Source organism: Foetidibacter luteolus, from assembly GCF_009650435.1.
Classification (GTDB): domain Bacteria; phylum Bacteroidota; class Bacteroidia; order Chitinophagales; family Chitinophagaceae; genus Foetidibacter; species Foetidibacter luteolus.
Genome location: NZ_VVIP01000052.1, coordinates 1 through 15,834, shown reverse-complemented (window position 1 = coordinate 15,834; position 15,834 = coordinate 1). Strand labels below are relative to the sequence as shown.

At 46.4% G+C, this 15,834-nt stretch carries 9 protein-coding genes; 5 read left to right on the top strand and 4 right to left on the bottom strand.

Annotation, left to right across the window (positions count from 1 at the left end; genetic code table 11):
* The first annotated feature begins 667 nt into the window (after positions 1-667).
* Positions 668-2,026 carry a chloride channel protein gene (locus F0364_RS16290; protein ID WP_153798867.1) on the top strand — a complete coding sequence of 453 codons (1,359 nt, stop codon included), beginning with the start codon at positions 668-670 and terminating at the stop codon, positions 2,024-2,026.
* A gap of 415 nt (positions 2,027-2,441) precedes the next feature.
* On the opposite strand, the gene F0364_RS16285 is transcribed toward F0364_RS16290, so the two are convergent.
* Entirely contained in the window at positions 2,442-2,822 is a 381-nt protein-coding gene (locus F0364_RS16285) for an SET domain-containing protein (protein WP_153798866.1), read from the bottom strand.
* A gap of 80 nt (positions 2,823-2,902) precedes the next feature.
* Between F0364_RS16285 and mgtE the strand changes: the two genes are divergently transcribed.
* Positions 2,903-4,294 (top strand): magnesium transporter, encoded by a 1,392-nt coding sequence (gene mgtE / locus F0364_RS16280; protein ID WP_153798865.1) that lies wholly within the window; start codon positions 2,903-2,905, stop codon positions 4,292-4,294.
* 11 nt (positions 4,295-4,305) lie between these two features.
* On the opposite strand, the gene F0364_RS16275 is transcribed toward mgtE, so the two are convergent.
* Complete coding sequence (locus F0364_RS16275; protein ID WP_153798864.1) at positions 4,306-6,120, bottom strand: DNA polymerase III subunit gamma/tau; 1,815 nt, start codon at positions 6,118-6,120, stop codon at positions 4,306-4,308.
* Positions 6,121-6,490: 370 nt separating this feature from the next.
* Between F0364_RS16275 and F0364_RS16270 the strand changes: the two genes are divergently transcribed.
* The 3 genes from F0364_RS16270 (at position 6,491) to F0364_RS16260 (ending at position 10,609) form a co-directional block, all read left to right on the top strand.
* Entirely contained in the window at positions 6,491-7,447 is a 957-nt protein-coding gene (locus F0364_RS16270) for an ATP-grasp domain-containing protein (RefSeq protein ID WP_153798863.1), read from the top strand.
* A gap of 287 nt (positions 7,448-7,734) precedes the next feature.
* The gene (locus F0364_RS16265) at positions 7,735-9,399 is read left to right on the top strand and encodes a hypothetical protein (RefSeq protein ID WP_153798862.1); all 1,665 of its coding nucleotides are present in this window, start codon (positions 7,735-7,737) and stop codon (positions 9,397-9,399) included.
* Positions 9,400-9,502: 103 nt separating this feature from the next.
* Entirely contained in the window at positions 9,503-10,609 is a 1,107-nt protein-coding gene (locus F0364_RS16260) for a carboxylate-amine ligase (RefSeq protein WP_153798861.1), read from the top strand.
* Positions 10,610-10,998: 389 nt separating this feature from the next.
* Here the strand turns inward: F0364_RS16260 and F0364_RS16255 are convergent, their stop codons facing one another.
* Both F0364_RS16255 and F0364_RS16250 read right to left on the bottom strand, forming a co-directional pair.
* On the bottom strand, positions 10,999-12,180 hold the full coding sequence (locus tag F0364_RS16255; RefSeq protein ID WP_153798860.1) for a glycoside hydrolase family 88 protein: 1,182 nt from the start codon (positions 12,178-12,180) through the stop codon (positions 10,999-11,001).
* Positions 12,181-12,724: 544 nt separating this feature from the next.
* On the bottom strand, positions 12,725-15,244 hold the full coding sequence (locus tag F0364_RS16250; RefSeq protein ID WP_153798859.1) for a phosphocholine-specific phospholipase C: 2,520 nt from the start codon (positions 15,242-15,244) through the stop codon (positions 12,725-12,727).
* Positions 15,245-15,834 lie beyond the last annotated feature (590 nt).

The window sequence follows — 15,834 nt, the reverse complement described above, 5'->3', positions numbered from 1 at the left end:
AGAGTCCACAAAACCTGCCACACCCGCTTCTGCCGCCGATAGGCGCCAGAAGCATTAAAAAGCCGCTGTACATTTTTTACAGCTTTTGCAATTGAAGAAGGATTTGCCGGGCTCTTGATAGGCTACGTGTCTGGCAGCAGAGCTGGCAGACACTATACCCGAAGCCTGTTACACCCGCTTCTGCCACCGACAGGTGCCAGAAGCATTAAAAAGCCGCTGTACATTTTTTACAGCTTTTGCAATTGAAGAAGGATTTACCGGGCTCTTGATAGGCTACGTGTCTGGCAGCAGAGCTGGCAGACACTAAAAACCGAAGCCTGCTACACCCGCTTCTGCCACCGACAGGTTCCAGAAGCATTAAAAAGCCGCTGTACATTTTTTACAGCTTTGCAATTGAAGAAGGATTTGCCGGACTCTTGCTTGGCTACGTGTCTGGCAGCAGAGCTGGCAGACACTATACCCGAAGCCTGCCACACCTGCTTCTGCCACCGACAGGTGCCAGAAGCATAAAAAAGCCGCTGTACATTTTTTACAGCTTTTGCAATCGAAGAAGGATTTGCCAGACTCTTAATGGGCTACGTGTCTGGCAGCAGAGCTGGCAGACACTAAAACCTTACCTTTAGCCCCCTTCTACACCATCTTCATACCCCGCATTTAAATTGTCGCCATGAGGTATTTCAGCAGGTTAAGGCTTTTGTTAAAACAACGGTTCGATCTTATACACAACGAAAGAATGAAGCTGGGCTTACTGCAGGCTTTCCCATTCTGGATAGCATCTCTTCTTACCGGTTTGGTTGCTGTTCTGTACGCCAAAATGTTTGCATGGGCAGAAGAGCTTTCCGCGGCCATATTTGGGTGGCATCACTGGCTGATATTTATACAGGCGCCCATATTTATTTTTATCGGCTGGTGGCTGGTCAAACTGTTCGCCCCCGCCTCAAGGGGCAGCGGCATTCCCCAGGTAATGGCGGCTATTGACATAGTAGACAAAAACCCTAAAAGCGATGTAACCAGCCTGCTAAGCCTTAAAGTAGCCGCCACAAAAATCGCTTCCAGCCTGTCTATGGTATTGGGCGGCGCGGCTGTGGGGCGTGAAGGTCCAACCATACAAATTGCCGGATCGGTGTTTAAGTTTGTGTATGCACTTATACCTGCCGGCTGGCCCAAAGTGGCAAAGCCCAATATGATTGTTGCCGGCGCAGCCGCGGGGTTAGCCGCCGCTTTTAACACACCGCTTGGCGGGATAGTTTTTGCTGTGGAAGAGCTTTCGAGATCACATATCAGCTTTTACAGAACCGCCCTGTTCTCCGCCGTTATTATTGCCGGTTTAACCGCCCAGGCCATGTTGGGGCCGTACATGTACCTGGGTTACCCGCAGGTAGATGGCCTGTCCTGGTACATACTGTTTATTGTTGTAATCGTGGCTATACTGGGTGGTATTGCAGGCAGTTATATGTGCCAGCTTATTATTAAAGTATTGCGATGGAAGGCAAGAACACTTACCAGCACCAGGCAAAACCTATTCTTTTCGGTGGGCTGCTCATTGCTACTGGCGTCGGGGGCATTTTTCGTAAGCCATGCCATAGTGGGTTCCGGTAAAGAAATTATGCAGCAATTACTGTTTACCGATGTTAAAACCAATGAGTGGTATGTATTTCCGCTAAGGTTTATCGGCCCGCTGTTAAGCTTTACTACCGGTGGCGCGGGTGGTGTGTTTGCCCCCGGCTTAACGGCCGGCGCCTGCATTGGCGCATCTGTGGCAGACTGGTTTAACCTGCATGCCACAGATGCCAACCTGCTTATACTTGCCGGCATGGTTAGTTTTCTTACAGGCATTACCAGAACGCCTTTTACTTCGGCCATCCTGGTATTGGAAATGACAGACAGGCACTCTGTAATATTTCACCTGATGGTGGCAGGTTTAATTGCCGGCCTTGCATCGCTGCTGGTAGATAAAAAATCTTTTTACGACCACCTGAAGCATGATTACCTAAAGGAATTTAAGAACAGCGCTCCGCATGGTTAGTTCCTCATCCCTGTTGTTTGGGGCAGGATTTTTTTATGTACCCGGCAGCAGGAACAAATATGAGGCTTTACTGTAGCCTGTCCCGAGAGGAACGATTCGGGATCGCACTCGTGTACTGTTTGGTTCGCTGCGCAGCTTTTCCCACCGGGTAGATATCTGCTGCTGCCACCCGCTTCTGGCACCTGTTGGTGGCAGAAGCATTAAGAAGCCGATGTGAGTTTTTTTACAGCTTTTTCAACTGGAAGAGGATTTGCCGGGCTCTTGAAAGGTTACGTGCCTGGCAGCAGAGCTGGCAGACACTATCCGGGCTGAAAAGCCGAATAGCGTACAAGGCGTACAAGTGAGTGACACAACGAAGTTTAATGGATGTTACCGCTGCCGGTCCCCAAAAAAAGCGGCATGGCTTATGCCATGGCTATTTGTGAAACCAAACCAGTGTTTTATCGTTGGGATCGGCATTGTAGTTAATGCAAAGTTCTTCTCCCTTTTTTACGGCTTTTACGGTTTTAATGGTCATCAGCCGGGCTTCAAAGTCCATCTCGTATTCGCAGTTGGATGCGTAGTCGTGGTTATACATGGATACATAGCCCAGCGCCATGCAACCCAGCTTGCGTGTTTTACCCCATTCGAATATGTAGTGAAAGAGTTTTGTTTTTTCTATGTCTTTGCGCTCCTGCACGGTAAGCACTATTACAGGAGAAATTTCAAGTACGGTATTGGCGGCAATATTCTTTGTGGTAAATACACCCCTGCCACCTTTGGGGCTGGGGGCGATAACTAAATTCGGTAACATCATGTTGCTTGCTATATGGCGGCAAAATAATAAAAATGCGGATTGAACCATGTTTCAAGGGCTGTATTATTTAATTTGCAAGCATGAGCTACCAGGAAGAACAGGATACTTTATTTGAGCAGTTTGAAGAAATAATTAAGCGTGACGACAAAATTGAGATCCGCGATTTCCTGAATGACCAGAACATTAGCGATGTTGCAGCGCTTTTGGGCGAATACCCCGAATACGAATCGCAGATTATTGCCGGCATGGCCATACACAGGGCTTCTAAAGTGTTTAAGATCCTCGACCTGTCTGCCCAGAAACGCATTATTAAAGAATTACCTTCTTTTAAAACAGCCGAGCTTTTAAATGAACTGCCGGCGGATGACCGTACCGATTTTCTGGAAGAACTGCCCAAAGAAGTTTTACGCGACCTGATTAAACTGATTGACCCTGAAGAGCGAAAAATTACGCTTTCCCTGCTTGGCTATCCTGAAGATAGTGTGGGCCGCCTGATGACGCCGGACTATGTGTACGTTTACCAGCATAATACAGTGGATGAAGTGTTTACCACCATACGCCGTGTAGCTAAAAGCAGCGAAACGGTTGATGTGATTTATGTAATTAACGAAAAGGGCGAACTGGTAGACGATATACGGATACGCGACGTAATACTGGCAGCACCGGACAAGCGTATGGACGAGCTGATTGACAGCCGTGTAATTGCCCTGAACGTAAATGATGACCAGGAGCATGCCAGCCAGGTATTTAAAATGAATAACCGTGTAGCCCTGCCGGTAACGGATGACAATAACATTTTACTGGGCATTGTTACGATTGATGATATGTTGTGGGTTGCCAACGAGGAGTTTAGTGAGGATATGCAGAAAATGGGCGGTACCGAAGCGCTGGACGAGCCTTATCTTGATATGCCGTTGTTTAAACTGTTCCGCAAGCGGGTAGGATGGCTGATAGTATTGTTTTTAGGTGAAATGCTTACCGCTACTGCAATGGGATATTTTGAGGATGAGATTGCCAAAGCAGTGGTGCTGGCACTGTTTGTTCCGCTGATTATATCCAGCGGCGGCAACAGCGGCTCGCAGGCAAGCACGTTGATTATACAGGCTATGGCAGTAGGCGAAATTTCCATTGCAGACTGGTGGCGGGTAATGCGCCGGGAAATATCCAGCGGCATTTTGCTGGGCACTGTATTAGGCATTATTGGTTTTATAAGGGTGGCGGTATGGCATGCCATTGTACCGGCTGTATACGGCGAGCATTGGATGATGATTGGTTTTACGGTTGGCCTGTCTTTAATAGGCGTGGTATTATGGGGCACATTAAGCGGCTCTATGCTGCCAATGCTGCTGAAGAAACTTGGGGCCGACCCTGCGGTATCTTCCGCCCCTTTTGTGGCTACCCTGGTAGATGTTACCGGCCTGGTTATCTACTTTAGTGTGGCCTACCTGTTTTTAGAAGGGCTGCTGCTGTAGCAGGGGCATTGCTAATAATCCAGCTCCAGCCCCAGCCTGTTCTTTAGTTCCATTACCAGCGGGTATTGCTCGGCAATGCGGTCAAGGCGCTGCCTGCTGTTAAGAGCAAGGTGCAGGGGCACATCTTCTTTCTCCCCTTCTTCTACAGTAATCCTGAATGTAATGGCCCGGTTGTTAAATGCCTGCTGAATTTCATCCGTCAGCATCATTTTTTCCTGTTCAATAAACTTCTGCTGTATGGGCGCCAGTACGGTAACAGTAAAAAGGTTATCCTCATCAATAGCCAGCCGGGCGGTTTTAAAAGTATTAAAGGCGGTAAATTTTTGCTGTTGTTCCAGTTTGGAGCCGTACCTGCTCCATACCTGGTAAAGTTTATTTATTTCCAGCGGCTCGGCTTCTTTTATCTCTTCAATCAGGTACCTGTCGCCATAACGTTCCCGCAGTCCGTCCAGCAGGCTTCTTTTAGATTTTGGCGCAAGGGTGGTAGTGGCTGGTGTGGCGGCAGGCTCTGCCACCATTGCCCTGGCGGTTTCTACCCTGTTAACGGGTGTGCGGGCTGTGGGTGGCGCAGCCGGCTGTTCCTGTATAAATAGTTTTGAAGAGGGTGCAGGTGGGGCCTGTTGCGCCGCATTTTTGGCCTGCAACGACGGAATGCTCCGTGTTTTATAAGCTACCGGGCCATCAAGCCGTTTTTTTTTAACAACTGAGCCATTATCGGCGGCAAGCTCAAGCGCTTGTTGCAAAAAATTGAGCTTGATGATAGTAAGCTCCACATGCAGCCGCTTGTTGCGGGCCATTTTAAAGTTTATTTCCGCTTCGTTCAATATGTTCAGGGCACTTACCAAAAAAGACATGCCTGTAGCCGCGGCAGTGTCAGTATATTTCTGCTGCATCCCTTCCACTACATCCAGCAGGGCGGCGGCGCGGGGGTCTTTACATACCAGCAGGTTGCGTATAAATTCCGCAAAACCATTCAGCACCAGGTCGCCCTCAAAACCCTTGCGGTTTATTTCATCGTACAGCAGCATGGCGCCAGCCATATCCTGTTGTAACAAATGTTCCAGCAGGCGAAAATAGTAGTCATGGTCAAGAATGTTCAGGTGCTCCAGTGTGTTCTGGTAGGTTACCGTGCCATTGGTAAAGCTTACAATTTTATCCAGTATGCTCAGGGCATCCCGCATACAGCCTTCGCTCTTTTGGGCTATTACCTGCAAAGCGCCTTTTTCAGCTTTCAGTTCTTCCTTCCTTACAATTTCTTCCAGGTGTTCAACCGTATCGTTGGAGGTGATGCGCTTAAAGTCGAAAATCTGGCAACGGCTTAAAATGGTAGGCAGTATCTTATGTTTTTCCGTAGTGGCCAGTATAAAAATGGCGTAAGAAGGTGGCTCTTCCAGCGTTTTCAAAAACGCGTTAAAGGCGCTGGCGCTAAGCATGTGCACCTCATCCACAATATACACTTTGTACTTGCCGGCCTGCGGTGCAAACCTAACCTGCTCTACCAGGCTGCGTATATCGTCTACGGAGTTATTGCTGGCAGCATCCAGCTCGTGTATATTAAGCGAAATACCGTCGTTAAAGCTTTTGCAGGAGTGGCACTGGTTGCAAGCCTCGCCATCCGGCTGCAGGTTTTGGCAGTTAATGGTTTTTGCAAGAATGCGGGCACAGGTTGTTTTGCCCACGCCACGGGGGCCACAAAACAAAAAAGCATGCGCCAACTGGTTATTCTTAATAGCATTTTTTAATGTGGTGGTAATATGCCCCTGCCCTACCACGGTATCAAAAGTCTGGGGCCTGTATTTTCTTGCAGAAACTATAAACTTTTCCATAGCAGGTTGCAAGATAAGGAGAAGCAGCGGCTTAGCGGAAAGGAAGGCAGGTTGAGTTTTGCACAGGGCAATATAAGCTGTTAGTATAAAGCTGCGGTCCATGAGCCCGCTTTATTATCATCCATTTTTTTCTTACACATCAGCCGTATTGCATGTAACCTCCGGCAGGCGTAAACTATAAGCCGGCCGCCACCTTCATCATTTTTCATTTTCCATTCCCTGCACTTCACTCCCATTACCTGTTACCTGTTCATTAATTCCCCCGATAGTTTCAGGTTAATTAGAAAAAACAACCTAAAATCGTGGTTCAGACAAATTGTTTGTTTAAATTCAACCAACGGAAACCAATTCATCACTTCAAATTTTCCTTATGAAAAAAATCGGCGTATTGTTCGGCCAGGAAAGAACTTTTCCGCAAGGATTTATAGACCGGGTTAACAGCAAAAATGTAGAAGGGGTTACGGCAGAAGCTGTAACAATCAACAAAGTAGCACAGGGAGACCCCACAGAATATGCCGTTATCATAGACCGTATCAGCCAGGATGTTCCCTTTTACCGGGCCTACCTTAAAAACGCCGCATTGTGCGGTACAGCGGTTATCAACAACCCGTTCTGGTGGAGTGCCGACGAGAAATTCTTCAACAACTGCCTGGCCACAAAAATTGATGTACCGGTGCCTAAAACCGTTATCCTTCCTTCCCGCGACCTTCCGCAGGATACCACCGACCAGTCTTTCAGCAACCTGGCTTACCCGCTTGACTGGGAGGCCATCTTCAGCTACACAGGTTTTCCCGCTTATATGAAGCCTTTTGCAGGTGGTGGCTGGAAGAATGTGTACAAACTTACCAGCATAGATGACTTTTTTGAAAAACATGCCGAAACCGGCCAACTGGTAATGTTGTTACAGGAAGAAATTGTTTTTGAAGAATATTACCGCTGCTATTGCATTGGCGGCAAGTATGTGCGCATCATGCCTTACGAGCCCCGTAACCCGCACCACCTGCGCTATGCGGCCAGCTTTAGCCCGTCGCCGGAAAAGCATAAAGAAATGGAAGATATCGTACTGCGCATCAACCGTTTCCTGGGTTACGATTTTAATACGGTAGAACTGGCCCTTCGCGATGGCGTGCCTTATGCCATAGATTTCTGCAACCCTGCCCCAGATGCCGACCGCAACAGCGTTGGCGAAGAAAACTTTGCCTGGGTAATAGAAACGGCCGCCAACTATGCCATAGAAAAAGCATTGGCACAAGAACCCGGTAAAGACAATTTAACCTGGGGCGAGTATATTAAACGCAGCAGTGCCGGCCAGGCGCTTTATCCGTAGTCTGAATGAAAGCCTTTATAAATTACGCTTAAAAATTTCTTTTTTAAATGCAGGCATGGCCTGCATTTAAATTTTAGGAAAGATATTTAGGGCGCCTGCCAGGGCACCGGGCTATCCGCTATTACTCCGCCACAAACCAGCCGCACAAGGCTTCAGCGGGGTAACCGCTTCTATCCCTGGCGCGGTGGTGACACAGCACAACAAATAGCCTGGCGTTTGTAGTGCCGCAACTTAAATATGGCGGGGCTGGCGCCCTGCTGCTTAAAAAACTAAAATCCAGTTATTCTATGAAGTTACGTTGTACTCTTAAAAAAGCAGTTGCTGTACTATTTCCATTTCTTATCAGCTCCCATCAACTTGTTGCCCAGGATTTTGAGATTCAGTTAAGTGAAAAATTAGAAAGCCAGTCAAAATTCTTTAATGCTGGTGCTTTTGTGAAAGCACTCCCAGCATACGATGGCAGTTTTATTGCCATGTTTACTAAACCAAGCAAGAAACGATCCGGGCCTGATGAGATATATACGCTAATGTCTTTTGACGGCAAGCTGCAGGCAGATAAAGAAAAGGATTTGGATGATCTTTTTAGCAAGGACGGCGATTTGCTTGATTTTGTTAGAATAGAAAACAAATACTACCTGCTAACCAGGGAAGTACAATGGAAAGAAAAAACTATATCTGTGTATGCGCACAGCCTTGATCCGGTTACGTTAACGATGGGAAATCCGCATACTGTAGCTTCTTTTGACATATCCAACGATGAAGCTAACATAGATGCTGTTCGTAGCGGAGGTTCGGTTCCCGATATGTTTAACGTAGGTATAATCTATTCAAGAGACTCAATAAAGTTGGGCTTGTACCATTTTCCCAGGGCGAAGAAGAAAAAGATGCCTAAAACAATGGAGTTTTATGTGTTTGATAAGCAACTGGCGAAAATCACCTATAAAAATTTTGACTTTTCCGTTCCGGAAAGTAAAATTGACGTAAACAGTATTGATGTGGATATGGAAGGCAGAGCCTATGTTTATTACGATCTATATGAAGAAAAAGATACCAAAGATTTTAAAAGGGAGGATGGAGAAAAAGTACCTTCTTACAGCTCTCACCTGAAGGTTTTTAACGGTGATAACTATAAAGACATTCTTATTGAAAACGACAGGCATTACATAAAGAAAATAATAGTAGGCTATGATGCTGCCGACAAGGTAATTTTGTATGGCTTGTATAAAAATCTTCATAAGGGCAATTATGCAGGTATTTGCCGTTCAGATCTTGGCAATGGAGACAAATCATCTTTTTCTTACACAGAATTTCCACAGGAATTATTAGACAAGTTAGATAGGCTTGGCGAGGCAAAAAATGATGGAAATAAAAAAGGGATTGTTATAAATTTTGTTATCCGGCAGGGCATTACTACTAACCTGGGTAACACACACATAATACTTGAGTGTATTAAAAATGCAGATGTGTCCAGTAGTGGGCGCCCATTGGTTAAACGAACCTACAGCAGCCTGTTAGTTGCAACATTTAAGGCGAATGGAGTAACAACCTTTACTTGCATACCAAAAAAGCAAATTGGTTTCTTTTCACCCGGTTACGGAACAGTTTATTATAGCCATAGTCCAATAAAGCTATACTTATATTCTTTCGAATCTGCTTATTTTGAAGATAGATTGTTGTTGTTCTATAATGATGATGAAGACAATCTTACCCTTGAGGAAGATGAAAAACCGGATGCCGCTAAAAAAGTAAAAAAACTGGTATTTACCTGTGCTATATTATCCCACGATGGCAAGCTGCTGGAAAAGAAGATTGCTATGCATAGTAAAGACTATGACGGCTTTATAACCGGCTCTGATTTCTTTGAAATTGGCCCCGATAAGTACGCAATTTTTGCCTTTAAAACGGGCTTTTATAAGTACAGCGCAAAACTGGGTACACTTACCATAAAATAAATTTTCAACAAGTTTAGGGAATGCTATTTTGTATGTATCTTGAAAACTGTTGCTTGCAAGAACAGCGCATCCGTTATTGTTGAAAACAAACTAAAAAACAGTTATGGCAAATATCAGCTACCGTCATTTTACGCTGGGGGTTGAGGAAGAATACATGGTGATAGACCCATCTACCCGGGAACTTAAAAGCCATGAGCAAAAAATTGTTACTGAGGGCCAGAAAGTAATAAAAGACAAGGTTAAAGCAGAAATGCACCAGGCTGTGGTGGAAGTGGGTACCGATATATGCCAGAATGTAGATGAAGCCTATAACGACGTACTTACCCTGCGCAAAACCATTTCGCAAATTGCCGGAGACCTGGGCTTATGGGTAGGCGCAGCAGGCACGCACCCCTTCAGCCACTGGGAAAGCCAGTTGATTACTGATCATGCCCGCTATAACGAAATTGTAAACGAATTACAGGAAGCTGCCCGCAGCAACCTTATTTTTGGGCTGCATGTGCACGTGGGTATGGAAGACCGCAAAATGGCCATCCACATTGCAAATTCTGCCCGCTATTTTCTGCCGCATGTGTATGCGCTAAGCACCAACTCCCCTTTTTGGGAGGGCCGCAAAACGGGCTATAAATCTTACCGCACCAAGGTGTTTGATAAATTTCCACGTACTGGCATACCGGATTATTTTGAAAGCATAGAATCTTATGAAAACTATGTGAACCTGCTGATTAAAACCAACTGCATAGATAACGCCAAAAAAATCTGGTGGGATTTACGGGTGCACCCCTTCTTTAATACAGTTGAGTTCCGCATTTGCGATATACCCATGACGGTGGATGAAACCATTGCCATAGCAGGGTTATTCCAGGCTATTTGCGCCAAGCTGTACAAATTGCGCAGCCAGAACATGAACTTTATTATTTACCAGCGTGCCCTGCTGAACGAGAATAAATGGCGGGCCAGCCGGTACGGTATTGACGGCAGCCTTATTGATTTTGGCAAAGAAACAGAAGCCAGCACCCGTGGGCTTATTTATGAGCTGCTGGATTTTGTGGATGATGTTGTTGACCAGTTGGGTAACCGCCATGCCATTAACTATATTCACAAAATGCTGGAGAACGGCACCGGTGCAGACAGGCAGCTAAAAGTATATGAAGAAAGCAAGAGCCTGGTTAGCGTGGTAGATTATATTCATGACAGTTTCCTGGGTTAAAATTAATGCGGGGCTTGCTTCTATACTGAATGTATGATGCGTCTGTCTTCGCTATATTGAACAATGCACAGAACCCTTCGTTTGCCCAAGGCAGGCTACTGGGGCAATTGGTGAATAGAATTACCGCAGTACAAGAGTGCGACGCAACGATGTTTCATAGTAATTCCTCCTGCCGGGCCCATAAACATAAAAACATTATTCCACCAGCTCATACATGCCTATTTCAGCCAATTGAGGAGTCGCACGGCTGTCTCTGTTTTCAACCGTACTTTATCAATGATTATATCATCAAATTTCAGCAGCCTTTTGCAACCAAGGGTGGTGCCAGGTGCAAAGGTTTTCCATTCACCAGCCAGCAACATTCGCCCCTCATCCCCCTACAGGGCGGGCTAATCCAGGTACCACTTTTTATAACGCAGCAGCGCTTCAAGAAAATAGTAATCCGCATAGGTTAAGGGCACATCCACCTCGCTGTTATAAGGCAAAGCACCCACGCTGTGCATAAGCAGGAAACCACCGTTGGTACCCGCTTCTGCACGGTAAGCACCAGATGACAAGGTACGCAACATGGTTTCAGCAGAGGATACGAATTGCTTCTTTTCCGCCCCGTTTACAAACGTTGAAAGCTCCAGCAACGCGGATGCAAAGAGGGAAGCCGCAGAGGCATCCCGCAGTGCATCTGGTATGCCCGGTGCATCAAAATCCCAGTAGGGCACTTTGTCCTGCGGAAGGTTGGGGTTATTGAGTATAAAACCGGCCAGGTTGCGTGCCAGGTTAAGGTAACGTTCATCTTTTGTAAAACGGTACATCATGGTATAGCCGTACAAAGCCCATCCCTGCCCCCTTGCCCAGGCAGATGAATCTGCCGCACCCTGCGCCGTGGTTTTGCGGGATACCTGGCCCGTGGCCAGGTTATAGTCCAGCACGTGGTATGCGCTGTAATCTGGCCTGAAGTGGTTGGCCAGTGTTGTATTGGCATGGGTAATTGCTATGTTTGAAAATGTAGCGCCACCACCATTGAGGCTGGCCCATTCCAGCAATTCCAGGTTCATCATGTTATCTACAATAACGGGACATTTAAAGCTCTTACCGGAATCCCACGACTGTATGGCCTTGATGGACGGGCGGTAACGTGTTGTAAGGGCGGCCGCGGCATCCAGCAATATGGGCTTATAAGCCGGGTTGTTGGTAATGCGGTAGGCATTGCCGTAACTGCAGTACATCATAAAACCTAAATCGTGGTTGCCGGTATAATGGCGGTTGGGTTCAATAATCTGCAGGGCCCTCTCCGCTTCCTGCCGGATGTTTTGGTTACCGGTATATTCATAAATATACCAGAGGCTGCCAGCATAAAAACCACTGCACCACCATTGTATATCGCTGCTTACCAGCTTTTGTGTTTTTGGGCTAAACGTTTTGGGCATAGAATCTTTCGGCAACAGGCTGGCCATATAGGCATACTGCTTTTCGGCAAAGCGCAGGTTGTCCTCAATAAGGGATTTCATATCCGGCTGGGCATAGAGGCAGCATGCCATACAACACCCCATTACGGCGACAAACAGTTTTTTCATATCGAAACAAATTACTGAGCTACTATTTTGCAAGCCAATTACAGACCGGCAGCAACTTTGCATGAAACATTAAGCAGTTACGCTGATGCCACAGGTAAGCAGAAATAAATATACCATGTTTTGATGATATCAAAACTTTCTATATACCGTCCTTTTTAAAGTCTTCAACTTACACTACAAGCTGTTTGTGCTGCAGCAGCGTGCTGCACTTTCGGGTGAGGGATTGCAGCGGCTACCCCGGTGAGGCCATCGCAGCAGGGGCTTGTGCCGGAGTAATAGCGGAAAGCCCGACCCGAGGGACTAGGGACACCCCCTGAAAATGTTAGATGTACGATGTGGGATGTACGATGTAAAAAGTACGAGTTACGAAGTACGAAGTACTTACTTTTTGTTAGATGTAAGATGTGGGATGTACGATGTAAAAAGTACGAGTTACGAAGTACAAAGTACTTACTTATGTTAGATGTACGATGTGGGATGTACGATGTAAAAAGTACGAGCTACAAAGTACGTATACATGTAACCCGATTACCACGCACACCTTTTACACCACTCCCCCCATCAAAGGGTCTGTCCTGGATACATCGCCGGTTTCTACCCTGCCGGCAAATTGTTTTTTGAAGGCATCGTAACCATTTGCAGTGATGCTTACATCGTACCAGCCAAACGACCCAGACAGATTAAACACAACTTCTGCCTTGCTGTTGGCAGCGATGCTTTTTGTTTTGCTGCCGGTTTTATAACTATTGTCTGCAAGCGTTACTGTTATGGGTTTGCTGCCATTGTTGCGGATAGAGAACATTACATTGCCCGTAAACTTACCGGTGACTTTATTTTTTTCGTAACCGCATGTTATGTGCAGCAAAGGATCTTCGGTATTGCCCTTGAACATGCGGTAAAACCCATTGGGGCCATATACAGCCAGGTGATAATTGCCGTTATCGAAATTACCGAGCGCCCATTCATCATGCAGTTCATCGCCGGCGGTTACTGCATAATCCCGGCTGGTAAGTAACTGCCGCTGGTAGGCGCTAAGTGCATATACATTAAAAGGCGCACCGGCAGAAGACTGCCCGAACAACTTATTGCCCGCTTTAAAACTAATGTTGAATTTGCCGGCAGCTTTATTGAGGTTACCATTTACATAAAGTTCATATGGCAGTGCGCAGGCAGGCCTTATACCTTTTTCCTGCCGTGGCAGAGGGGATGCTGCAGCCCCGTTGTTAACGGCAGCAATTTCATCTTCAGTTAGCTTTTTATACCCGGGCAAATTTTTAAACTGCGCATTGTTGATAAGCTGTATAAATGCATCCTTATCAACAAATGGCGGCGTTTCAATTTTCTGGCCACTGTATGGGCGAAACACCGATGTAAGGTTACCACATACGGTGCGGCGCCATTGGGTAATATTGGACTCGGTGATTTTTTTACCGGTTTTCTTTTCCAGGAAAGTTTCCAGGAACTGGAGTGAGGAAGTATGGTCGAACACTTCAGAGCACACATAACCGCCGCGTGTCCAGGGGGAAGCCACCACCATCGGCACCCTGAAACCAAGGCCAATATTGCTTTCACGCATGCCCCTGGCGCTTGACTGCTCGTTACGGCGCACAAACTCAACTGAGGTATCTATGCCTGCGGAAACCTTGCCTGTGCCGGGCATATAGGGATTGGGTGCGCCAAAGGGCGGCACATGGTCAAAATAGCCATCGTTTTCATCGTAGGTTAAAACAAAAATGGTTTTCTTCCATACTTCCGGGTTTTGTGTAAGTATGTCCATTACTTCACTTACGTACCATGCGCCAAACCAGGGCGAATCAGGGTGGTCTGAAAAATGCTGTGGCGCACATAACCATGATACCGTAGGCAATTGCCCATTTTTTACATCCTGCCTGAACTGGTGCAATACATCGCCTTTTGGTATATCCATCTGCCGCTGTACGTTGCCATCATTGTATTGTATTTTGGTTAGCTGGTGATAATTGGGGTCGTTACGGTTATTGGTAAAAGCCTTTGTATGCAGGTTTTTTTCAAGAGAAGAAAGGTTTTTATACGCTTCTGCTGTATCGGTAGCGATGGCTTTTTGCGTGGCTGCCAGTTGCTTCTTTTTCCATTTTAACAGCCTGCGCATCTTTAGTATTTCATGCTTGTGTACCTCGGGTTCTTTAGCCGTTGCCAGCCTGGTTTCTATGTCCTGTATATCTTTCTCCAACTTTTGCAGTTTAACAGGCAAATGGGCGATTACTTCCGGTGCCAGGTTTACATGATAGCGTTTAAAATACTCCAGCGGGTTATCGCCAAAATTATCCAGCCAGGGCTGCGCTTCATCCAGACCGGTATCAGCATAAATTTCATTCTGGTACACCTTCCATGATATGCCGTTTTCTTCCAGGCGTTCGGGATAAGTCTTCCAGTCAACCAGGGTATGGTGTTCCGCGTTTTCGTTCCACACATTGGCCTGCGCAGCAGCTTCCATTTGTGCACGTATGGTGCCTGTCCAAAAATATAACCTGTTTGGGGTAGTGCCTGTAAGGGATGAACAAAAGTGCTGGTCGCAAACGGTAAAAGCATCGGCCAGGGCATAGTAAAAAGGAATATCTGCCCGGTTATAATAGCCCATGGTAAGCGGCATGTCTTCAAATTCATCACCGGGGTCTTTTACCTCAATCCATTTATCAATACGGCCACCATTACGGGCGTCTACCTGGTTATCCCAGCCATGGGGCAGGCATCCCATCCAGGTAATTTTAGAGTCTTTTATATCCAGGTGAAAGGGGGCATAGGTATCGCCGTTCCTGTTGCTTTGCAGCCACACTTTATTGTTGTTGGCGAGGGTAATGGCCCGGGGGTCGTTAAAGCCACGTACGCCCTGCAGGGTGCCGAAAGCATGATCGAACGAGCGGTTTTCCTGCATCAGGAAAACAATATGTTCTGCATCGTAAAAAGTACTGCCCGGCGCGGGATCTATGGCCAGGGCTTTTTGCAAGGTTGGCGGTAAGGCATACCATGCACCGGCGGCGCCGGTAAGCAGGCCTGCTTTTTTTAAAAAACTTCTGCGGGTATCCATATCTATTGGGGTTTGTTGAGCAAGCGTAAAAATCAAATATGGGGTTATCCTGTTAAAGAAAGCGTTAATTGTGCGGTAAAAAGATAGTCAAACGTTTGCGTAAACCGGTAAACCGTTCAATGTTTGTTTGTTCGATGTTTAATGTTGGCAGCAGGTAGTGCTTCTGCGCTTACGCAGCTAAACAAATTATCAGCTTTTTTACAAATTCAACAGACCGGTAACCAGCTACCTGTAACCGGCAACAGGCTTCCGGGTCTGCCCACAACCCATCGCAAAGTTCCGTAGGAGCGGCATATTAGTAGCTAAAAGGTAATCGCGGCCAATTTTGTATAACCTCGTAAAGGCGGCATATTAAGGAGCCTCTTGCATCAGAGCCTGTTAATCATCCATCTTGCCGTTATATACCATCCTGCTAAACATATCGCACCTACGGCGCTCCTGTAAATCGTCTCTTTTTTTTATCTACTAACATGCCGCCTCTACGAGGCTTTACTGTTCAATGTTCGGTTGTTCAATGTTTAATGTTGGCTAAACAAATTATCAGCTTTTTTACAAATTCAACAGACCGGTAACCAGCTACCTGTAACCGG